Origin of the sequence: Streptomyces sp. NRRL F-5123 (genome assembly GCF_000721495.1) — a bacterium.
Classification (GTDB): Bacteria; Actinomycetota; Actinomycetes; order Streptomycetales; family Streptomycetaceae; genus Actinacidiphila.
In genome coordinates, this window is record NZ_JOHY01000016.1 from 74533 (window position 1) to 95465 (window position 20933).

Genomic DNA, 20933 nt, shown 5'->3' on the forward strand with positions numbered 1-20933 from the left:
GGAGCGAAACAGCCAACCGGAGACGCTACGTCCGTTTTCGGTCAACAACCACCGGCATGTGCAGCTGCGAAAACGCGCCACGGCGAATTCGCGCAGAGGAAGCGTGCCGACCCTGTCCGGATGACGGGCCCGCGGCGCTGCACGCCGTGGGCCCGTCATCGATTTCCGGCCAATCTTTCCGGGCCGGGTGTGGTCACGCTCCGGTCAGCAGGCGCCCTCGTCCTGCCACACGCCCCACTGGCCGGTGGTGCCGGGCTCCTCGTTGGTCGTCCACCACTTGGCCTTCCACAGGTGGCCGTTGTGCGCCACCTCGTTGCCGCCCGTGTAGACCGCGGAGGCGCTCCACTGGGCGGCGGTGCAGGTGCCGCCACCGCCGGGCGAGGTCGGCGGGGTGGTCGGCGGCGTCGTCGGCGGGTTGGTGGGCGGGGTGGCGCCGGCGAACTTCACCGAGAACTTCGCGAACTCCCAGTCGCTCTGCGGCACGCTGCTGCACGTGCCCGAGGTGGTCTGGTTGTCCGGCGGGGTGCACTGCCGGTCCCGGTTCAGGGACCAGAAGGTGAAGCGGGCCATGCCGTGACTGGTCGCGTAGTCCAGCACCGTCTGGAAGTCCGCCTGGTAGAAGTACTCGCCCGCGTCGCTGCGGCCGTTCATGCCGGAGAAGCCCTCGTGGGCGTACGCCGTCGCAGTGTCCCAGCCGAAGGTGGTCTTCAGCAGGCCGTTGAAGGCGGTGAGCGCCGCGGTCTGGGCGGCGGCGCCGTTGAAGCCGCCGTCGAAGGGCATGATGGAGAAGTTGTTGGGCGTGAAGCCCTGCGACTTGGCCTCGTTGAGCATCTGCTGGCCGAACCAGCCGGTGCCGGCCGCGGTGCCCGCGGTGGTCACCGAGATGTAGAGGCCGGGGTTGTTCTGCTGGAGGATCTTGGCCGCGCCGATCTCGTGCGCGACGGCGGCGGTGTTCTCGTACTCCGGCTCCTCCAGGTCGAAGTCCATCGCCTTGAGCTGGTACTTGTTGATGACCTGCTGGTAGGCGGCGGCGGTCGAGGCCGCGTCGGAGCAGGCCTGGCCGAGCTTGGTGCCGCCGTAGCCGCCGATCGAGACGGAGACGTCGCCGCCCTTGGCGCGGATCGCGGAGATGACGCCGCCGACCGCGGTGTCGGACGAGACCGCGCTCGTACCGCTCCAGGTCGGCGTACAGCCGCCGCCGTTGGGGGCCAGGATGAAGGCGAGCTGGAAGGCTTTCAGGCCGGTGGCGTCCATGATCGCGGTCGCGTCCGGCGGATTGTTGTCGGTCGGCATCAGATACGGGGCGGCGGCGTACCACTGGCTGCCCAGGGCGGTGGACGCCGCGGTGGCGCCGCTGGCCTGCCCGGCGCCGACAGTGGCTGCGGCACCCAGCCCGGCCACGGCGAGCGCGGCGGCGGCCACGCCCGAACCCAGTGCTTGGAGACGCTTCACGTCTGGAACCTCCTGTGGGGGAACGTGCCAGCAGAATCCAGCGCTGACACGAACCCGTCAATGAGTTGGTCCAGACCTTTAGAGCAACCCACAAATTGGTCGAGACCAATTTGGGGCGGAAGCGGCACGTGGGCGCCCGGCGCCGGGAGTTGGGGACACCGGGGACGGGGGACGGGGGGCGGACGGTGGGTGTCCGCCCCCGGGGGTCAGACGACGCCGACGGAGGCGAGGGCGCGGCGCTGGCGGGGGGTGGGCTTGGCGGGGAAGTAGAGGTAGCAGACGCCGCCGGTGCCGCCGCTGGTGCCGCCCGAGGCGTTGATGCGCTTGGTGCGGAGCCAGATCGTCTCGAACTGGGCCCGCTTGTAGACGTTGCGGACCACCGCGTCGCTGTCGCTCGCGGGGTCGTTGGCGACGACGTCGCCCTCCGCGGTGAAGCCGACCAGGGCCATCAGGTGGCCGGACGTGCCGTAGCCGGCGCCGTCGAGCTCGGAGGCCAGGAAGGACTGGGACGTTATCACCGGGATGCCGGCGGCGACGAGCGTCTCCACGTCGTTGAGGGAGTGCAGCCGGGTGATGACCCCCTGCATGTCCGGGTAGGTCGCCGCGTAGGCCGCGTTGAAGGGCCAGTTGCCGCACCCCTCGTACTGGTAGTCGTACGTGTAGCGGGCGCCCTGGTCGACCTGCGGGTCGGCGTACGACGGGTCGACCCACGCCATCTGCTCCGCTGTGGGGCCGCGGCCCCAGTACTCGATGACCATCGTCGACGACGTCGGGCTGCACCACGCCTCGCCGCCGTTGTCGTACTCCGGGTACTGCCCCTTGTGGATGTTCTGCGAGTACGCGGGCACCGCCAGCTCCACGCCCGCGCCCGCCCCGGGCACCGAGGCCGGCACGGTGAAGCGGTCCGGGATGTTCGACGCCATCGCGCCGAGCCGCCACACCCTGGGGGTCAGCTCGCTGCCGGGCTTGCGGAAGAGCGTGAGGCGCAGCCGGTAGGACGCGAGCAGCGGGCCGGCGGCGGCGTCGTCGATGGAGAAGGTGTCGGTCCAGATGCTGCTCCTGCCGTCCGTCTGATCGTCGACGGAGGTGCGCCGGATGTCCTCGGGCCCGTCGCCCGCGGTCCAGCGGCCCATGACGTACGCCGGGGTGGCCGTGCCGTCGGTGTACGTGCCCAGCAGCTCGACCTGGAGCCAGGTGCCCGCCGGGGTGTGCGCGTTCCAGGACGCGATCAGCTCGCTCGCCGGGTGCGGGACGTCGCGCACCGGCGAGGTCCACGACGCGGACTCCCAGGTCGCGGTGGTGCCGGTGTGCGGGTCGGTGTAGTCCAGCGAGCCGGTGGCCCGGCCGATCTCCAGGCCGGGCCGCGCGCCGGGCACCGGGCGGGTGCCGGAGTGCGTGCCGGACAGCCAGTCGGGGAAGCTCGTCCAGCCGTGGTAGTCGACCGGTGCGTCGTCGGGCACGGCTGCGCCGCCGTGCCCGTGCTGCGCGGCGCCGGGCGCGGCCGCCGCGCCGGGCGCCGCCGTCGCGGGCCGCGCGACGGCAGTGGTGGCTGCGGCCGCCGCGGCGGCCAGCGCCGCGGTGATGACGGTACGGCGGGGCGCGTTACGGGTCATGGCTGAATCCCCTTCGTTTCCCTCGGCGTTGCTCGTTCCTGGGCGTGCCCGGGCAGGCGTGGGCACCCCTGCGCGCCGCCGGCGGGCAGGTCGCACCACCATGGCAGCACGACCCGCCCTTCCACCAGGCTTTCCGGCCGCGTGGCGGCACCGTCATTGGTCTGTTCCAGTGGCGCCCGGCCGCCGCTCAGCCGGGCAGCACCACCAGGTCGCGCCCGGTCAGATTCAGCCGCTCGCCGCCCTCGTCGGTGCACACCGCGATGTCCTCGATGCGCGCGCCGTAGGTGTCGGGCAGATAGATGCCGGGCTCGATCGAGAAGGCCATGCCGGGCGCCAGCGCCCGGCTGCTGCCCGCCACGATGTACGGCTCCTCGTGCGACTCCATGCCGATGCCGTGCCCGGTGCGGTGGATGAAGTGCTCGCCGTAGCCGGCGGCGGTGATGATGTCGCGGCCCACCGCGTCCAGCTGCTCGGCGGTGACGCCGGGCCGTACCGCCTCGGTCTGCGTGGTCTGCGCGCGCAGCAGCACCGCGTACAGCTCGCGGAAGCCCGCCGGGGGCTCGCCGACGGCGTAGGTGCGGGTGGAGTCGGAGCAGTAGCCCTCCGCGGTGGTGCCGCCGATGTCGACCACGACCGGGTCGCCGGCGCGGATGACGCGGTCCGACACCTCGTGGTGCGGGCTCGCGCTGTTCGGGCCAGAGCCGACGATGACGAAGTCCACGGTCACGTGGCCCGCCTCGATGATGGCGTCGGCGATGTCGCGGGCGACCTCGCGCTCGGTGCGGCCGGGGCGCAGCCACTCCCCCACCCTGCGGTGCACCCGGTCGATCGCCGCTCCCGCACGGCGCAGCGCGGCGACCTCGGCGGGGCTCTTGCGCACCCGCAGCTCCGTCAGCACGTCGCCGGCCAGGCACGCCTGGGCGTCCGGCAGCGCCGCCTGGAAGGCCAGCAGCTTCTCCGCCCACATGTGGTTGTCGACCGCGAAGCGGCTCACGCCCGCGGGCAGCCGGCGGGCGATCATCGCGTACGCGTCGTCGGTCTCGGCGAAGCCGGTGATGTCCAGGCCGAGGCCGCCGGCCGGCGAGGCCGCCGCGGCGGGGCGCTCCAGCGCCGGCACCACCAGGAAGGGGTCTGCCTCGGCCGGCACCACCAGGCACGTCAGCCGCTCCAGCGGCAGTGCCTGGTAGCCGGTCAGATACCGCAGGTCCGCACCCGGCGAGACCAGCAGCGCGTCGAGGCCCGCGTCGCCCGCGGCCTTCCTGGCGAGGGTGAGGCGCTCGGCGGGGTGGAGCGCGTCGGCATTCTGCTCGGTAACGGTCACGCCGCCCACGGTAAACGCCCGTCCCGCTCCGGGCGCCGGTATTTCCGGCACGCCGCGCGCCGCCCGGCACGGCGTGCCGCCGGGGTGCGTAGGGTCCTGGGGCATGGACGACGAACAGGGCCTGTCACTGCGCGAGCTGGCCGCGGCGCTGGACGTGCTGGCGCCGTCCTGCGGCCCGGTCCGGCTGGTCGCCGTCGACGGGCACGCGGGCTCGGGCAAGACCACGCTGGCGGGGCGGCTCGCCGCCGAGCTGGGCGGGGTGCCCGTCGTGCACACGGACGACCTCGCCACGCACGAGGAGCCGTTCGGCTGGGAGGAGCGCTTCGGGGCGCAGATCGCCGGGCCCTTCGCCGCGGGGCTTGCCGCGCGGCACGAGGTCTACGACTGGACGGCCCGGCGGTTCGCGTCCTGGCGCGACGTGCCGGCCGCGCCGGTGGTGCTCGTCGAGGGCGTCGGGGCCGGGCGCCGCGCCCTGCGCCCGCACCTCGCGCTCACGCTGTGGCTGGAGGTCGGCCGCGGGACCGCGCGGGGGCGCGGGATGCGGCGGGACGGTCCCGCGCTCGCCCCCTTCTGGACCGGGTGGTCCGCCGCGGAGGACGCGCATTTCGCGTCGGACCCGACGCGGCCGTACGCGGACCTGCTGGTCCGTCAGACGGGGGACGGCTACCGCGCCGTCCCCGGCCCGGCGCGGGGACCTGCGATGACGGCTTGACCGCTTGACGGCGAGCAATTACGTTTTCAACCAAGCGGTCCCGGAAGGCCGCTTTCCGTAGCACGGAGCCCCCGGTTGTTCCCCCGTGACCGGGGGCTCCGTCTGCCCTTCCTTGTGCGCCACGGGCTGCCCCGTGCGGTGACGTCCGCGAGCGTCCCGCCGTCGCGGCTGGTCGCTCCGTTCTCCCCCACGCGCTCCTAGGTGATTGCCACGTGGGGTGGCAGTTCGCCTTTCCGCCGGTGGGGGCTGAGCGCGCAGTTCCCCGCGCCCCTGAAAACGGGTGCTCTCCCACGCACCCGTGCCCCAAAAACGAGACCCCCACCGGCAGGCAGCCGCCGAACCGGCCCGGAGGGGGACGGTGCGGGGTGCCCCCGCAGGAATGCGCTGGGAGTAGTTCACCAACTCGGTACGAGGGCGAACGCGCATTCCGAGGAGGTGCCCCGTGGCGGCCCCCGACCCCACCCACCGGAGGGAAAGCGCCCGCCGGGCAAGCCAAGGGGCGCGAGGAACTGCGCGAGGAACCCCCCACCCACCGCAAGGTCGCACAGCGCACCCCACCACGCCCCCGGAGCGCCACCGGCCCGCGCCCCCGCCCGGGGAGCGCGTGCCCCCCGCCGGGGGAAGCGGGAAGCCCCAGCGCAAGGCGCAGCCACCCGGGAGCAACCCCGCAGGGGACACGCACACTACGGCCCCGCCCGCTTCGCGGGTACGATGCGGAAAGGTCGCGGTGGTGTCCTGGGGAGCCACCACATGCTTCAACTTCCGCCCGTCGCCTACCGGTTGGCGGCGGGAGCCGTCGGCGAGGGGCGCGGGGCAACGAGGGTGGGGACCACATGGACTTCGGCACCGACCGCGCGGGCGGCCCTGCCGATCTCGCCTGGCTGCGCGGCATCGACGCGTACACGGTGGGCGCCTACGCCCAGGCCGAGGAGGAGTTCAGGACCGCCGTCCGGCTGGACCCGGGGATGGCCGACGCCTGGCTCGGCCTGCACGCGCTGCGCGCGGACACCGCGACCGCCCTGCTCCAGATGTACCGGCACCGCGACCGCTTCGGCGAGCAGCGCGCCGCGCACCGCCGTACGCTGAACTCCTGGTACTGGCTCGGCTGGTGGGTGCAGCCTGTGCTGGAGACCAGCCGCGACCTGCTGCTCGCGCACGCGAGCCACTGGCTGGACGGTCGGCACGTCGCCGAGCTGGACCGCGCGCTCGCGGACTGCCCGCCGGTCGACACCGACCCCCAGGTGCGCTTCCTGCACGCCTGCCGGGCGTATCTGGTCAAGGACTGGGAGCATCTGGTCCGGCACACGGAACCGCTGCTGGGCGACCAGCTGCTGGGTATCGAGGCGGGCCTGTTCGGCGGGATGGCGCGGGTGCGCCTGGAGATGTGCGGGCAGGCGGAACCGCTGCTGTCCGCGGCCCTGATGCGGTGCCGCAGCGAGCAGCCGCAGCGCAAGGAGCTGCGCTACTGGCTGGCCCGGGCGTACGAGGGCACCGGCCGTACCGCCGCGGCCGTACCGCTCTACCGGGCGGTGCACCGGGTGGACCCGGCGTTCATGGACACCGCCGCGCGGCTGGCCGCGATACACGAGACGGACGACGGCCTCGACGAGAGCGCGGGCCTGGCCACCGCGGTGTCGCTGGCCGGCGGGCAGGCGGTGCCGGAGGGCGGCACGGACCTGGAGGCCGGGCTGTACGCGGACCCGGGCGAGGGCCGCCCGCCCGCCGGCCCGGAGCCGGCCGAGGTGGACGACGTGCTGCTCGCCCCGCCGGGCCCGCTGGAGGAGGACCCGCGCGACCGCGGCGCCGCCCCGCTGGCGGGGGGCGCGCAGGTCCCGCTGCCGCTCGGCGGCTCGGACCCGGCGCTGCTGGCCCAGGCGCTCGCGGAGCTGGACCGGATGGTGGGCCTGGAGCCGGTCAAGCGCCAGGTGCGGGCGCTGTCGGCGCAGTTGCGGATGGCCCGGCTGCGGGCCGGGCAGGGGCTGCCGGTGCAGCCCCCGAAACGGCACTTCGTCTTCTCCGGCCCCTCGGGGACGGGCAAGACCACGGTGGCCCGGATACTGGGCCGGGTGTTCTACGCGCTGGGCCTGCTCGGCGGCGACCACCTGGTGGAGGCCCAGCGGTCCGATCTGGTCGGCGAGTTCCTGGGCCAGACCGCGGTCAAGGCCAATGAGCTGATCGACTCGGCGCTGGGCGGCGTGCTGTTCGTCGACGAGGCGTACGCGCTGTCCAACTCCGGCTACAGCAAGGGCGACGCGTACGGCGACGAGGCGCTCCAGGTGCTGCTCAAGCGCGCCGAGGACAACCGCGACCGGCTGGTGGTGATCCTCGCGGGCTATCCCGAGGGCATGGACCGGCTGCTCGCCGCCAACCCCGGCCTCGGGTCGCGCTTCACCACCCGGGTGGACTTCCCGAGCTACCGCCCGGGCGAGCTGACCCGGATCGGCGAGGTGCTGGCCGCCGAGAACGGGGACCACTGGGACGACGAGGCGATCGACGAGCTGCGCGCGATCAGCGGCCACGTCGTGGAGCAGGGCTGGATCGACGAGCTGGGCAACGGCCGGCTGCTGCGCACCCTGTACGAGAAGAGCTGCGCGTACCGCGACCTGCGGCTGTCGGAGTACCCGGCGACGCCGACCCGCGACGAGCTGGCGACGCTGCGGCTGCCGGACCTGATGCAGGCGTACGGCGAGGTGCTGTCGGGCCGCGGCCCCGGCGTCCCGCCGCCGCCGTCCGACCCCGCCGAGTAGCGGGGCCGGACGGCGGGGTCAGCGGACGAGCTGGCCCGGCATCGGGCGGTGCGCCGGGTGCGAGGGGTCCCGCACCTCGCCCACCAGCATCTCCAGCACGTCCTCCAGCGCCACGAGGCCCAGCACCCGCCCGTCCGGCTCCGCGACGGCCGCGAGGTGCGAGGCGGCCCGCCGCATCGAGGTGAGCGCGTCGTCCAGCGGCAGGTCGGCCCGCAGCGTGGTGATGGGCCGCCACAGCCGGCGCGGCACCGGGCGGTCCTGGTCCTCCAGGTCCAGGACGTCCTTGACGTGCAGGTAGCCGAGGTAGCCCGTACCGGACTCGGCGGCGACCGGGAAGCGCGAGTAGCCGGTCCGCACGGTCAGCTCCTCGACCTCCCGGGCGGTTGCCGTGGGGGCCAGGGTGATCAGCTCGTCGGGGGTGAGCAGCACCTCGGTGACCGGGCGGCTGCCCAGCTCCAGGGCGTCCTCCAGCCGCTCCTGCTCGTCGGAGTCCAGCAGCCCGGCCCGCCGGGCGTCCTCGACCAGCACCGTCAGCTCGGCGCTGGTGAAGACGGACTCGACCTCGTCCTTGGGCTCGACGCGGAAGGCGCGCAGGATGAGCCGCGCGCCGGCCCCGAGCACCACGATGACCGGCGAGAAGACCCGGGCGAAGCCGACGAGCCCGGGGCTGAGCCACAGCGCGGTCTTCTCCGGGTCCGCCATCGCCAGGTTCTTCGGCACCAGCTCGCCGATGACCAGGTGCAGGAAGACCACGAAGGCCAGCGCGAGCACGTAGCCGACCGGGTGGACCAGGTCCTCGGGCATGCGGGCGGCGGAGAAGACCGGCTCCAGCAGATGGGCGACGGTCGGCTCGGCGACCGCGCCGAGGGTCAGCGAGCAGACGGTGACGCCGAACTGCGCGGCGGCCATCATCTGCGGCAGGTTCTCCAGCCCGTACAGCACGGTACGGGCCCCGCGGTGGGTCGCGGCGAGCGGTTCGATCTGGCTGCGGCGGACCGAGACCAGGGCGAACTCGGCGCCGACGAAGAAGCCGTTGGCGAGCACCAGCAGCAGTGCGAAGAACAGCATCAGCGCGTTCACCGGCCCTCACCCGCCTCTTCCGCCGCGTCCGGCGCGGGCGCGGTGCGCAGGATGCGGACCCGCTCGGCGCGGTGGTGGCCGACCTCGGCGACGCGCAGCCGCCAGCCGGGCAGGTCCGCGGTGTCGCCCACCGCGGGGATCCGCCCGAGCAGGTCGGCGACCAGCCCGGCGACGGTCTCGTACGGGCCCTCGGGCGCCTCCAGGCCGATCCTGGCCAGCGTGTCGACCCGGCAGCCGCCGTCGGCGTCCCACGCGGGGCGGCCGTCCTCCGGCGGGGCCTGCGCCAGTTCGGGCAGGTCGACGGCGTCGTGCTCGTCGCGGACCTCGCCGACCAGCTCCTCGACGATGTCCTCCAGGGTGACGACCCCGGCAGTGCCGCCGTACTCGTCGACGACCACCGCGATGGGCTGCTGGCTGCGCAGCAGTTCCAGCAGCGGCTGCGCGGCGAGTGTCTCGGGCACAAGCAGCGGGACGACCGCGATGCGGCTGACGGCGGTGCGGTCGCGCAGCTCGGCGGGCACCGCGAGGGCGTCCTTGAGGTGCACCATGCCGACGATGTCGTCGAGCCGGTCGCGGTAGACGGGGAAGCGGGACAGGCCGGTGGCACGGGTGAGGTTGAGCACGTCCGCGGCGGTCGCGGTGTCCTCCAGGGCGCTCACCCGCACCCGGGGGGTCATGACGTTCTCGGCGATGAGGTCGCCGAGCGAGAGGGTGCGGACGAACAGGTCGGCGGTGTCCTGTTCGAGCGCGCCGGCCCGCGCGGAGTGCCGGGCCAGCGAGACCAGTTCGGTGGGGGTGCGGGCGGAGCCCAGCTCGTCGGCGGGCTCCACGCCGAGCATCCGCACCAGGCGGTTGGCGGCGCCGTTGAGCAGCTCGATGACGGGCCGGAAGGCGCGGGAGAAGGCCCGCTGCGGTCCGGCGACCATGCGGGCGACGGCGAGCGGCCGGGAGACCGCCCAGTTCTTGGGGACCAGCTCGCCGATCACCATCTGCACCGCGGAGGCGGCCATCATGCCGGCCACGACGGCGATGCCGGGGGCGGCGCCGTGCGGTATGCCGGCGGCCCGGATCGGGCCGGTGAGCAGATCGGCGAGGGCGGGTTCGGCGAGCATGCCGACGACCAGCGAGGTGATGGTGATGCCGAGCTGGGTGCCGGACAGTTGGAAGGACAGCTTGCGCAGCGCCGCGACGACGCCGGCCGCGCGCCGGTCGCCCTCGGCCGCGGCGCGTTCGGCGGCGGGGCGCTCCACGGTCACCAGGCCGAATTCGGCGGCGACGAAGAAACCGTTGGCGATGATCAGGACGAAGGCCGCTGCGAGCAGCAGCAGTGACGTGCTCATGAGGCCGCCGCTCCGGGTTTTCGTGGCGGAGGGGCGGCGCTGGTACTACCGGACGGTGCGTCCATCGGGGTGTGGGTGTCACTCCTCGGTCGGGATGGCAGGTCGGCGGGCCGCGCGCGTGACGCACGGCCCTGCTCCAGAGTAGTCAACGGCCCGCCGACCGCGAAGGACGGCGGGCGGTGCCTTCACGACGGCTTCACCGCAGGCCGGGCGGACACCGGGCACCGGGTCACCTCGCGTCACGCCCGTCGCCGGGTGCCTCGCCCAGCGCGGTGACCAGCTCACGCAGCAGCCGGGCGTCGACGAGGGCCTGGCGGCGGGCGATACCGGGCTGGATGCCCATGACGGCGAGCGTGGTGCCGTCGGCGAGGTCCAGATGCACCCAGGCGTCGCCCGGGCGCAGCCGTACGCCGAGGATCTCGGCCCAGGCCAGCCGCCGCCGGACGATCACGTTGACGACGGTGAGGCCGCCGTGGTCGGCGACCGCCCTGGGGCGGCTGAGGAGCGCGAGCACGCCCAGCGCGAGGACCCCGAGGACGGCGATGCCGACCCGGTCGCCGGTGGTCCACGGCGAGGCGCCCTCGGACGGCATGAGCACCGCCAGGGTGCTGAGCGTGGCGAGCAGCAGTACGCCGACCGTGAGGAGCACCACACGGGTGAGCAGCGGCCGGAAGGTGACCGGCAGCAGCGCGACGGCGCCGGCGGGGGCGCGGGCCTGCCCCCGGTCCGCGCCCCCGTCGGGGGCGGTCACAGCCGGGCGGCGTGGATGCCGGTGGTCAGGATCGCGCGGGCACCGAGGTCGTACAGCTCGTCCATGATCCGCTGGGCGTCGTCGGTGGGGACCATGGCCCGCACCGCGACCCAGCCCTCGTGGTGCAGCGGGGAGACGGTCGGCGACTCCAGGCCCGGGGTGAGGGCCACGGCCTGGTCGACGTGCTCGGCGCGAATGTCGTAGTCCATCATCACGTAGCGCCGGGCGACCAGGACGCCCTGCAGGCGGCGCAGGAACTTCTGCACCTTGGGGTCGCCGGCGGGCACGCCGACCGGGCGGATGACGACCGCCTCGGAGGCCATGATCGGCTCGCCGAAGGTCTCCAGGCCGGCGTTGCGCAGCGAGGTGCCGGTCTCCACGACGTCCGCGATGACCTGGGCGACGCCGAGCTGGATCGCGGTCTCCACGGCGCCGTCCAGGTGGACGACGGTGGCGGCCACGCCGTTGTCGGCGAGGTGCTTCTCGACGACGCCCTCGTAGGACGTCGCGACCGTCATGCCGCCGAGGTCGGCGACGCCGGCCGCGGTGCCGGGGCGGGCGGCGTAGCGGAAGGTGGAGCGGGCGAAGCCGAGCTGCAGGATCTCCTCGGCGCTGGCGCCTGAGTCGAGCAGCAGGTCGCGGCCCGTGATGCCGATGTCGAGCCGGCCGGAGGCGACGTAGATGGCGATGTCGCGCGGGCGCAGGTAGAAGAACTCCACGTCGTTGGCGCTGTCGAACAGCACCAGCTCCTTGGACTCCTTGCGCTGCCGGTAGCCGGCCTCATGGAGCATGGCCGCCGCGGGTCCGGACAGCGAGCCCTTGTTGGGGACGGCGATGCGCAGCATGGGGTGGGGTTCCTTCGCTCGGGAGCGGTCTCAGGGGGGTGGAGCAGGAGTGGAGCAGGGCGGGGCAGGGGGGTACGTGCGGTGACGCGGGCGCGGCGCGCCGCGCGTGCGGCCCGCGGGGGTGGCGCGGGCCGCACCGCTCACAGATGCGCGTACACGTCGTCCAGCGAGATGCCGCGGGCGACCATCATCACCTGGACGTGGTAGAGCAGTTGGGAGATCTCCTCGGCCGTGGCGGCGGCGCCCTCGTACTCCGCTGCCATCCACACCTCGGCGGCCTCCTCGACCACCTTCTTGCCGATCGCGTGCACGCCCTTGCCGACCAGCTCGGCGGTGCGGGACGTGCTGGGGTCGGCCGTGGCGGCCTTGTGCTGCAGCTCGGTGAAGAGCTGCTCGAATGTCTTGTTGGCCATGGTGGTCCTAGCCTACGGGGAAGCGCGGACCGGTCAGCGCCACGGCTCGGATAGTGAACGGATCACGGTCGCGGTGGCCACCGCGGCGGTGACCGCTTCATGGCCCTTGTCCTCGTTCGACCCGGGAAGTCCGGCGCGGTCCAGCGCCTGCTCCTCGGTGTCGCAGGTCAGCACGCCGAAGCCGACCGGCACCCCGGTGTCCACGGTCACCTGGGTGAGGCCGGCGGTGACGCCCTGCGAGACGTACTCGAAGTGCGGGGTGCCGCCGCGGATGATGACCCCGAGGGCCACGACCGCGTCGTAGCCGCGGGCGGCCGTCGCCTTGGCGACGACGGGCAGTTCGAAGCTGCCCGGCACGCGCAGCAGCGTCGGCTCCTCGATGCCGAGGTCGTGCAGGGCGCGCATCGCCCCGTCCACGAGGCCGTCCATCACCTGGCTGTGCCACTGGGCCGCGATCACCGCCACCCGCAGGTCGCCGCAGTTCTTGACGGTCAGCTCGGGGGCGCCCTTGCCGCTCACTTGTCTCCTCGGTGCTCAGTGCCGTTGCCGGCCTCGACGGTGCGGGGGCGGGCCACGGCGTCCAGCCAGGGCAGGTCGTGCCCCATCCGGTCGCGCTTGGTCCGCAGGTACCGCAGATTGTGCTCCCCGGCCCCGACCGGCATCGGCTCGCGTCCCAGGACGTCGAGGCCGTGCCGGACCAGCGCGCCGGTCTTGGCGGGGTTGTTGGTGATCAGCCGCAGCGAGCGCACCCCGAGGTCGGCGAGCACCTGGGCGGCGGCGCCGTAGTCGCGCGCGTCGGCGGGCAGGCCCAGTTCGAGGTTGGCGTCCAGGGTGTCGCGGCCGCGCTCCTGGAGCTCGTACGCGCGCAGCTTGGACAGCAGGCCGATGCCTCGGCCCTCGTGCCCGCGCAGGTAGAGCACCACACCGCGGCCCTCCTCGGCGACCCGGCGCAGCGCCGCCTGGAGCTGCGGGCCGCAGTCGCAGCGCTGCGAGCCGAAGACGTCGCCGGTCAGGCACTCGGAGTGGACGCGCACCAGCACGTCGGTGCCGTCGTCCCCCTCGCCGATGTCGCCGGCGACCAGCGCGATGTGCTCGACGCCGTCCGCGGTGCTGCGGTAGCCGTACGCGCGGAAGTCGCCGTACGCGGTGGGCAGCGTCGTGGACGCCTCGCGGCGCACGGTCGGCTCGGCGGAGCGGCGGTAGGCGATCAGGTCCTCGATGGAGATGACGGCCAGCCCGTGCTTGCGGGCGAAGGGCACCAGGTCGGGCAGCCGGGCCATGGTGCCGTCCTCGCGGGCGATCTCCACGATCGCCGCGGCCGGCCGCAGCCCGGCGAGCCGGGCCAGGTCGACGCCCGCCTCGGTGTGGCCGGCGCGGGTGAGCACGCCGCCGCTGCGGGCGCGCAGCGGGAAGACGTGGCCGGGACGGACGAAGTCGCCGGGCACGCTGGTGGATTCGGCCAGCAGCCGGATGGTGGCGGCCCGGTCGGCGGCGGAGATGCCGGTGGTCACCCCGTGTTCGGGCCCCGCGTCGACCGAGACGGTGAAGGCGGTGCGCATGGACTCGGTGTTGGAGTCCACCATCTGCGGCAGCTCCAGCCGGTCCAGGTCCGACGCCTCCAGCGGTACGCAGATCAGCCCGCGGCACTCGGTCATCATGAAGGCGACGATCTCGGGGGTGATCTTCTCGGCGGCGACGACCAGATCGCCCTCGTTCTCCCGGTTCTCGTCGTCGACCACGACGACCGGGCGGCCCGCGGCGATGTCCGCGATCGCCCGCTCCACCGGGTCCAGCCGCAGATCCTCGTCGTCGAACCAGTCGTCCTGCAGTGCGGTCACGGCGCTCATGCCGTCACTCCTTCCGCGACGGTGCTGCTCGGTCGGACCCGGGAGCCGGCGTCGGGCCGGCGGGTCTGCTGCCACCAGGCGTACATCCCGGCGATGACCAGGACGAAGTAGACGATGTAGACCAGCCCCGAGAAAGGCAGGCCGCTGTGGAAGTTGAGCGGCACCCCGACGAGGTCGACGGCCAGCCACGCGAACCAGAACTCGACCCAGCCGCGCGCCTGGGCGTACATCGCGGCGAGCGTGCCGGTGAAGATGTACGCGTCCGGCCACGGGTTCCACGACAGCGACGGGTAGGCCAGGAAGAGCCCGGCGACCGCGGCGGTGCCGGCGCCGGTGGCGACGGCCAGCACGGCGCGCTCCCGCCAGGTGGCGAAGCGGATCGCGACCCGCCCGGCGTCGTCGGTGCGGCCGCCGCGCCAGCGGAACCAGCCCCACACCGCGACCGTGACGACCACGAACTGCTTGCCGACCCCGCCGCCCAGGTGCGCCGACCAGAACGCGGCCACCAGCACCACTCCGGACAGCAGCTGGACGGGCCAGGTCAGCATCGCCCGCCGCCAGCCGAGCGCGAGCGCGGCCAGGCCCAGCAGGTTGCCGATCATGTCGGACCACATGACGTGCTGGTCGAAGGCGGTGAACGCCTCGCCGTTGAGCCAGTGCAGGGCGCTCATCGCGCATCTCCGGCGGCTCCGGGAGCCGCCGCGGCGGCCCCGTTGATCATGCGCTCGACGTACTTGGCGATGACGTCGACCTCCAGGTTGACCGGGTCGCCGGGCTGCTTCACGCCGAGCGTGGTCAGCTCCAGGGTGGTCGGGATGAGGCTGACGGTGAAGAAGTCGGCGGCCGCGTCGACGACGGTGAGGCTGATGCCGTCCACGGTGATGGAGCCCTTCTCGACGACGTAGCGCGCCAGGTCGCCGGGCAGCGAGATCTTCACGATCTCCCAGTGCTCGCCCGGGGTGCGCTCCAGGACCGTGCCGGTGCCGTCCACATGGCCCTGCACCAGGTGCCCGCCGAGCCGGCCGCCGAGCGCCATCGGGCGCTCCAGGTTGACGCGGCTGCCCGGGCGCAGCGCGCCGAGGCTGGAGCGCTTGAGCGTCTCGTCCATGACGTCGGCGGTGAAGCTGCCGTCGCCGAGGTCCACGACGGTCAGGCACACCCCGTTGACGGCGATCGAGTCGCCGTGCTTCGCGCCCTCCGTGACGACGGGCCCGCGGACCGTGAATCGGGCGGCGTCGGACTGCTCCTCGACCGCGGTGATCTCACCCAGTTCTTCGACGATTCCGGTGAACACGTCACTTCTCCTGTGCAGCAGTGGGGACGGCGGTGATACGCAGGTCGGGCCCGAGGCGGGCGACGTCGGTCACGTCGAGCCGCAACGCCTGCGCGAGGGTGCTGATTCCTGCCGGGCCGAGGGCGCCCGGGCCCGAGCCCAGCAGGGCGGGCGCGAGGTAGCCGACGACGGTGTCCACGGCGCCGGCCGCCACGAAGGCCCCGGCGAGCGTGGGGCCGCCCTCCAGCAGGACGGAGCGGATGCCGCGGGCGTGCAGCTCGGCGAGCAGCGCGGTCACGTCCAGACCGCGGGGGCCGCCGGCGGGCCCGGGTGCGTAGGGCAGCCGGACGAGGTCCTGGCTGTCGAGGTGGGCGGTGTCGGCATCCTTGGCGACGGCGACGAGGGTGGGCGCGGCGCCGTCCAGGACGCGCGCGGTGGGGCGGATGCGCGCCCGGGTGTCGACGACGACCCGCAGCGGCTGCACCGCGCCGTCGGTGCCGCGCACCGCGAGGTGCGGGTCGTCGGCGAGCAGTGTGCCGGAGCCGACGACGACCGCGTCGGCCTGGGCGCGCAGCCGGTGCACGTCGGCGCGGGACTCCTCGGAGGTGATCCAGCGGCTGCTGCCGTCCGCGGCGGCGATCCGGCCGTCGAGCGTTGCCGCGTACTTCCACAGCACGTACGGGCGGCCGCGGCGCACCGAGGTGAGCCAGGCGGTGTTGACGGCCTCGGCCTCGGCGGCGAGCAGCCCGCCCTCGACGTCCACGCCCGCGGCCCGCAGGGTCGCGGCCCCGCCGGACGCGGCCGGGCTGGGGTCGGCGACGGCGTAGACGACGCGGGAGATCCCGGCGGCGACGAGCGCCTGGGCGCAGGGGCCGGTCCGGCCGGTGTGGTTGCAGGGTTCGAGGGTGACGACGGCGGTGCCGCCGCGGGCCGCGGCGCCGGCCGCGTCCAGCGCATGGATCTCGGCGTGCGGGCCGCCGGCCCTGCGGTGCCAGCCCTCACCCGCGGGCCTGCCCGCGGCGTCGAGGATCACACAGCCGACGACGGGGTTGGGGGCGGTCGCGCCGACGGCGCGTGCGGAGAGCGCGACGGCTCTGCGCATCGCGTCGGTTTCCGTGGTGGTGGCCACCGGGTCCTCCTGCCGCATCGGGCACGGACTCCGGGGCTTCAACGCGCGCACACACCCGGACACCCCACCCTGCGGCCCGGCAGATCGATCCGACCTGCCGCCGTGGCGGCGCACCGTCGTGAACGCCCGCCGCGCACTGCCTCCCATCCGGACTTTCACCGTCGGTCCAGGAATTTCACCTGGTCAACCGTCCGCTGGATGCGGACGGGTCGCGGACTGTAACCGCCGGTTCGGAATTGCACCGACCCCGGAGTGCGCGTACGTCACTAAGTACGTTCCCCAGTCTGCCACGCCGGACCGGCACGGCTCCAGGGCGTTTCCCCGCCGCTCTCCCCCGGCGGGTGTGTGCTCCGCCACTGCTGCCGCCGGGCGCGGGCGCGCGGCCGTGCCGGCCGGGGCCGCCGCCTGCGGGTCCACCCGCCCGCACGAGGACGGCCCGGAACCCGAATCTCAGCCCGCGGGCGCGAAGACCGCCTCCTGCGCCGAATCCATCGCCGTGATGACCGCGCCGCGCAGGATGGGGCCGGAGGGGATCGCGGTGGGCACCACCGCGGTCCGCAGCGGGGACAGCCGGGCCAGCCGGTCACCGACGCGGCCCGCGAGGTCCTGGCCGCCCGCCGCGCCCACCTCGCCGGCCAGCACCAGCAGCCCGGGGTCGAGGACCGCGCAGATCGCGGAGGCGCCCACCGCGATCCGCGCGGCCAGCTCGTCGAGGAAGCCGGGGGTCCCGGCCCGCACCGCGGCCGCGGCGGCGGCCGCGTCGGCGAGGGCGGCGGTGCGGATGCCGTGCTCGCGGGCCAGCGCGCACACCGCGCGGCTGCCGGTGAGCCCGTGGAAGCCGTCGTCGCAGTTGGTGGCGGTGGGCAGCCGGCCGGTCGTGGACACCGGCAGGAAGCCCACCTCCCCGGCCCCGCCGGAGAAGCCGCGCCGCAGCCGCCCGTCGAGGACGAGGGCGGCGCCGACGCCGCCGCCGATCCAGAGCAGCACGAAGGTCTCGTCCGGTGCGCCGCCGCGCACCCGCTGCTCGGCGACCGCCGCGAGGTTGACCTCGTTCTCCAGCAGCACCGGCACACCGCTCCTGCGGCGGACCTCGTCGACGAGGTCGCCGTGCCAGGTGGGCAGTTCGCCGGTGACGGCGAGCCGCCCGGTGACCGGGTTGACCAGGCCGGGCGCGCCGCACGCGACGGTGTGCAGGGCGGTGCCGGCGGCGGCGCCGAGCAGCAGCTGCACGCCGCGCTCGACGGTGGCGGCCGGGTCGGCGTCCGGCGCGACGGTCAGCGAGGCCCGGGTGACGGTGTGGCCGAGGAGGTCGGCGATCTCCACGCCGACGCTGTCGGTCCGCACATCGAGTCCGGCGACGTGCGCGCGGTCCGCGACGATGCCGTAGACGCGCGCGTTGGGGCCGCGGCGGGCGGCGCCGGACTCCCCGACGACCTCGATCAGGCCGGACTCCTGGAGGCGTTCGACGAGGTCGGCGACGCTGGGCCGGGACAGCCCGGTCAGCTCCTTCAACTGCGCGGCGGTCAGCGGCCCTTCCTGCTGGAGCAGGCGCAGGGCGAGCCGGTCGTTGATGGCTCTGGCCGTACGCGGTGACGCGTTCCTGGCCGGGTGCGCGCGGGTGGCGGTCATGCGGGCGATCCTTCCAGACCGTGGCTGCCCGGGACTTAACTTTCAGGCAGGCTTCCTGATAGTTTAGCCGCCATGACGACGCGCACCTCCGACACCAGCTGGACACCCGCCCGGGTGCGCCGCTCCCATCTGGCGATCGCCACGGTCTTCGCGGTGCACGGCGCCGTGCAGGGCACCTTCGCGACCCGCATCCCGTGGATCAAGGACCATCTGGACCTCGGCGCGGGCGAGCTGGGCGTCGCGCTGGTGTGCCCGGCGATCGGCTCCGTGCTGATGATGCCGCTGGCCGGACGGCTGATGCACCGGCTGGGCTCGCGCGCCGCGCTGCGGATGCTGCTCGCGCTGTGGTGCGCGGTCCTCGTGCTGCCGCCGTTCGCCCCCGGGCTGCCCTTCCTGTGCCTGGCGCTGCTGGCGTTCGGCGCGAGCGCCGGCATGGCGGACGTCGTGATGAACGCGGTCGGCGTCTCCGTCGAGGAGCACAAGGGCAAGTCGATCATGTCCGGCCTGCACGGCATGTGGAGCGTCGGCACCCTGGTCGGCGCCGCCGTGGGCGTGCCCGCCGCGCACGCCCACCTGGACGGTCGGATCCACCTGGGCGTGGTCTCCGCGGTGCTGGTGGCCGTCGCGCTGCTGCTGTGCTCGCAGGTGCCCGACCTGCACCCGGCGGCCGACGAGGACGCGCCGCCGCGTTTCGCGCTGCCGCCCAGGTCCGCGCTGGTGATCGGCGCGATCGGCTTCTGCGGCGTCTTCGCCGAGGGCGGCACCGCCGACTGGTGCGCGGTCTTCCTGCGCGACATCGCGCACGCCTCGCCCGCGGTGGCCGCGCTCGCCTACACCGCCTTCTCCTGCACGATGGCGACCGCCCGGCTGCTGGGCGACATCGCGGTACGCCGGCTCGGCGCCGTCCTGGCGATCCGGGTGGGCGGCGTGATCGCCACCGCGGGCGGCCTGCTGGTGGTGTTCGCCCACGCCCCGGCCCCCGGCATCGCGGGATTCGCGCTGATCGGCGTGGGGATCTCGGTCGTGGTGCCGCTGTGCTTCGCGGCCGCCGGGCGCAGCGGGACGAACCCCGCCCGGACGATCGCGGGCGTCGCGACCGTCACGTACACCTCCGGCCTGGTCGCGCCCGCCGCGATCGGCGGCATCGCCGGGGCGTCGTCGCTGACCGTCTCCTTCGGCCTGGTCACCGTCCTGACGCTGGGCCTGGTGCTCGGCGCGGGAGTGGTCGGGACGCACGGCGGCGCGAGCCGCGAGGTGGCGGGCGGCGCCCCGGAACCGGCCACGTCGATGACGGCGGCCGACTGATCCCGCCGGGGGGCGGCGGCCCCGACCGGAGTGGGAGCCGGTCCGGTGTCATCCGCCCCCCGGCGTACCCTCTCCCCCGGCGGACCCGCCGCCCCCGGGGGAGCCGTTGCGCCGGTACGCGGGCGCGACCAGGCGCAGCGCGTGGTAGCCGGCCAGCACCAGAACGGTGCCCAGCGCGATGCCGCTGAGCGAAAAAGTGTCGGTGATCTTCAAGGTGACGTCGCCGATGCCCGCGACGACGCCGCCCGCGATCGGCACCAGGTTGACCGGGTTGGCCAGGTCGACCCGGTTCTCGACCCAGATGCGGGCGCCGAGCAGGCCGATCATGCCGTAGAGGATGACGGTGATGCCGCCGAGCACCCCGCCGGGGATCGCCGCGACGACGGCGCCGAACTTGGGGCACAGCCCGAAGAGGATCGCGAAGCACGCGGCCGCCCAGTAGGCGGCGGTGGAGTAGACGCGGGTCGCGGCCATCACGCCGATGTTCTCGGCGTAGGTGGTGGTGGCCGGGCCGCCGAAGGCGCTGGAGAGCACGGTGGTGCCGCCGTCGGCGGCGATCGCGGTGCCGAGCACGGAGTCCAGCCGGTCGCCGGTCATCTCGCCGACGGCCTTGACGTGACCGGCGTTCTCCGCGACGAGCGCGATCACCACCGGCAGCGCGACGAGCACCGCGGAGCCGTCGAAGGAGGGCGCGTGGGTGCTCGGCCACCCGAACCACGCGGCGTGGCCGACCTCGTGCAGGTCCAGCCGCCAGTGGCCGCCGGTGTGCCCGGCGGGGGTGTGCCTGACGCCGATCCGGCCGAAGACGCGGTCGAAGAGCCACGAGATCCCGTAGCCGAACAGCAGCCCCAGGAAGATCGCGATCCGTCCCGCGAAGCCGCGCAGCCCCACCAGCGCGAAGCCGGTGAACAGCAGCGTCAGCAGCGCGGTCCACTGGTCCTGCGGCCAGTACGTGCCGGCCGCGACCGGCGCGAGGTTGAAGCCGATGAGCAGCACCACGGCGCCGGTCACCGCCGGCGGCAGCACGGCGTGCACGACGCCCGGCCCGAGTGCGCGTACCGCGAGCCCGCACGCGCACAGCACCGCACCGGTGACCAGCAGCGCGCCGGTGAGCGTCGCGCTGTCGCCGCCCTGCGCGCGGATGGTGGCGGCCACGCCCACGAAGGACAGGCTGCTGCCGAGGTAGCTGGGGACGCGCCCGGCGGTCGCGAGCAGGAACAGCACGGTGGCCACGCCCGACATCAGCACGGCCAGGTTGGGGTCCAGGCCCATCAGGACGGGGGCGACGAACGTCGCGCCGAACATCGCGACGACGTGCTGCGCGCCCAGCCCCACCGTGCGCCCCCAGCTGAGGCGTTCGCCGGGCCTGACCACCTCCCCGGGACGCGGGCTGCGGCCGTCGCCGTGCACCGTCCAGCCCACTCCGCGCACCATGTGCCCCGCTCCTCGCCGCCGGCCCCGCCGCTTGCGTCCTCA

18 protein-coding genes and 1 riboswitch are annotated in these 20933 nt (G+C 74.2%); of the genes, 3 read left to right on the top strand and 15 right to left on the bottom strand.

What is annotated here, in order from left to right:
* Nucleotides 1-204: 204 nt before the first annotated feature.
* The 3 genes from IH54_RS0116995 to IH54_RS0117005 all read right to left on the bottom strand — a co-directional run bounded on the left by IH54_RS0116995 (nucleotide 205) and on the right by IH54_RS0117005 (nucleotide 4386).
* Nucleotides 205-1452, bottom strand: coding sequence for a carbohydrate-binding protein (locus IH54_RS0116995; protein WP_031517596.1), 1248 nt, complete (start codon nucleotides 1450-1452; stop codon nucleotides 205-207).
* 206 nt (nucleotides 1453-1658) lie between these two features.
* Entirely contained in the window at nucleotides 1659-3065 is a 1407-nt protein-coding gene (locus IH54_RS0117000; RefSeq protein WP_031517598.1) for a peptidase C39 family protein, read from the bottom strand.
* 187 nt (nucleotides 3066-3252) lie between these two features.
* Nucleotides 3253-4386 (bottom strand): M24 family metallopeptidase, encoded by a 1134-nt coding sequence (locus IH54_RS0117005; protein ID WP_031517600.1) that lies wholly within the window; start codon nucleotides 4384-4386, stop codon nucleotides 3253-3255.
* A 103-nt stretch (nucleotides 4387-4489) separates the two neighbouring features.
* On the opposite strand from IH54_RS0117005, the gene IH54_RS0117010 reads away from it, so the two are divergent.
* Entirely contained in the window at nucleotides 4490-5098 is a 609-nt protein-coding gene (locus tag IH54_RS0117010; protein ID WP_031517602.1) for a uridine kinase family protein, read from the top strand.
* Nucleotides 5099-5931: 833 nt separating this feature from the next.
* Nucleotides 5932-7845: an AAA family ATPase gene (locus tag IH54_RS0117015; protein ID WP_031517604.1), complete on the top strand. Its 1914-nt coding sequence runs from the start codon at nucleotides 5932-5934 to the stop codon at nucleotides 7843-7845.
* An 18-nt stretch (nucleotides 7846-7863) separates the two neighbouring features.
* Here IH54_RS0117015 and IH54_RS0117020 read toward each other — a convergent pair whose 3' ends face one another.
* The 11 genes from IH54_RS0117020 to IH54_RS0117070 form a co-directional block, all read right to left on the bottom strand.
* Nucleotides 7864-8913 carry a hemolysin family protein gene (locus tag IH54_RS0117020; RefSeq protein WP_420711771.1) on the bottom strand — a complete coding sequence of 350 codons (1050 nt, stop codon included), beginning with the start codon at nucleotides 8911-8913 and terminating at the stop codon, nucleotides 7864-7866.
* A gap of 8 nt (nucleotides 8914-8921) precedes the next feature.
* Complete coding sequence (locus IH54_RS0117025; protein WP_031517609.1) at nucleotides 8922-10265, bottom strand: hemolysin family protein; 1344 nt, start codon at nucleotides 10263-10265, stop codon at nucleotides 8922-8924.
* 229 nt (nucleotides 10266-10494) lie between these two features.
* Nucleotides 10495-11016, bottom strand: a complete 522-nt coding sequence (locus IH54_RS0117030) for a PH domain-containing protein (RefSeq protein WP_078862283.1) — start codon at nucleotides 11014-11016, stop codon at nucleotides 10495-10497.
* A complete protein-coding gene (hisG, locus tag IH54_RS0117035; RefSeq protein ID WP_031517611.1) occupies nucleotides 11013-11861 on the bottom strand; it encodes an ATP phosphoribosyltransferase in 849 nt (282 codons plus the stop codon). Before hisG ends, IH54_RS0117030 begins: the two co-directional genes overlap by 4 nt.
* Before the next feature lie 140 nt (nucleotides 11862-12001).
* Entirely contained in the window at nucleotides 12002-12274 is a 273-nt protein-coding gene (locus IH54_RS0117040) for a phosphoribosyl-ATP diphosphatase (protein WP_031517613.1), read from the bottom strand.
* A gap of 33 nt (nucleotides 12275-12307) precedes the next feature.
* Complete coding sequence (ribH, locus tag IH54_RS0117045) at nucleotides 12308-12793, bottom strand: 6,7-dimethyl-8-ribityllumazine synthase (RefSeq protein WP_031517614.1); 486 nt, start codon at nucleotides 12791-12793, stop codon at nucleotides 12308-12310.
* Entirely contained in the window at nucleotides 12790-14121 is a 1332-nt protein-coding gene (locus IH54_RS0117050) for a bifunctional 3,4-dihydroxy-2-butanone-4-phosphate synthase/GTP cyclohydrolase II (RefSeq protein WP_031517616.1), read from the bottom strand. The genes ribH and IH54_RS0117050 overlap by 4 nt, the downstream gene beginning before the upstream one ends.
* On the bottom strand, nucleotides 14118-14792 hold the full coding sequence (locus IH54_RS0117055; RefSeq protein ID WP_031517618.1) for a nicotinamide mononucleotide transporter family protein: 675 nt from the start codon (nucleotides 14790-14792) through the stop codon (nucleotides 14118-14120). Before IH54_RS0117055 ends, IH54_RS0117050 begins: the two co-directional genes overlap by 4 nt.
* Entirely contained in the window at nucleotides 14789-15415 is a 627-nt protein-coding gene (locus IH54_RS0117060) for a riboflavin synthase (RefSeq protein ID WP_031517620.1), read from the bottom strand. The genes IH54_RS0117055 and IH54_RS0117060 overlap by 4 nt, the downstream gene beginning before the upstream one ends.
* Nucleotide 15416: 1 nt before the next feature.
* On the bottom strand, nucleotides 15417-16523 hold the full coding sequence (gene ribD / locus IH54_RS0117065) for a bifunctional diaminohydroxyphosphoribosylaminopyrimidine deaminase/5-amino-6-(5-phosphoribosylamino)uracil reductase RibD (RefSeq protein ID WP_031517622.1): 1107 nt from the start codon (nucleotides 16521-16523) through the stop codon (nucleotides 15417-15419).
* Nucleotides 16524-16652: 129 nt separating this feature from the next.
* A riboswitch (FMN riboswitch) is annotated at nucleotides 16653-16783 on the bottom strand.
* A 190-nt stretch (nucleotides 16784-16973) separates the two neighbouring features.
* A complete protein-coding gene (locus IH54_RS0117070) occupies nucleotides 16974-18152 on the bottom strand; it encodes an ROK family transcriptional regulator (RefSeq protein WP_031517623.1) in 1179 nt (392 codons plus the stop codon).
* 72 nt (nucleotides 18153-18224) lie between these two features.
* Between IH54_RS0117070 and IH54_RS0117075 the strand changes: the two genes are divergently transcribed.
* On the top strand, nucleotides 18225-19457 hold the full coding sequence (locus tag IH54_RS0117075; RefSeq protein WP_031517625.1) for an MFS transporter: 1233 nt from the start codon (nucleotides 18225-18227) through the stop codon (nucleotides 19455-19457).
* A 48-nt stretch (nucleotides 19458-19505) separates the two neighbouring features.
* Here IH54_RS0117075 and IH54_RS0117080 read toward each other — a convergent pair whose 3' ends face one another.
* Nucleotides 19506-20891 carry a uracil-xanthine permease family protein gene (locus IH54_RS0117080; protein ID WP_031517627.1) on the bottom strand — a complete coding sequence of 462 codons (1386 nt, stop codon included), beginning with the start codon at nucleotides 20889-20891 and terminating at the stop codon, nucleotides 19506-19508.
* Nucleotides 20892-20933: the final 42 nt, after the last annotated feature.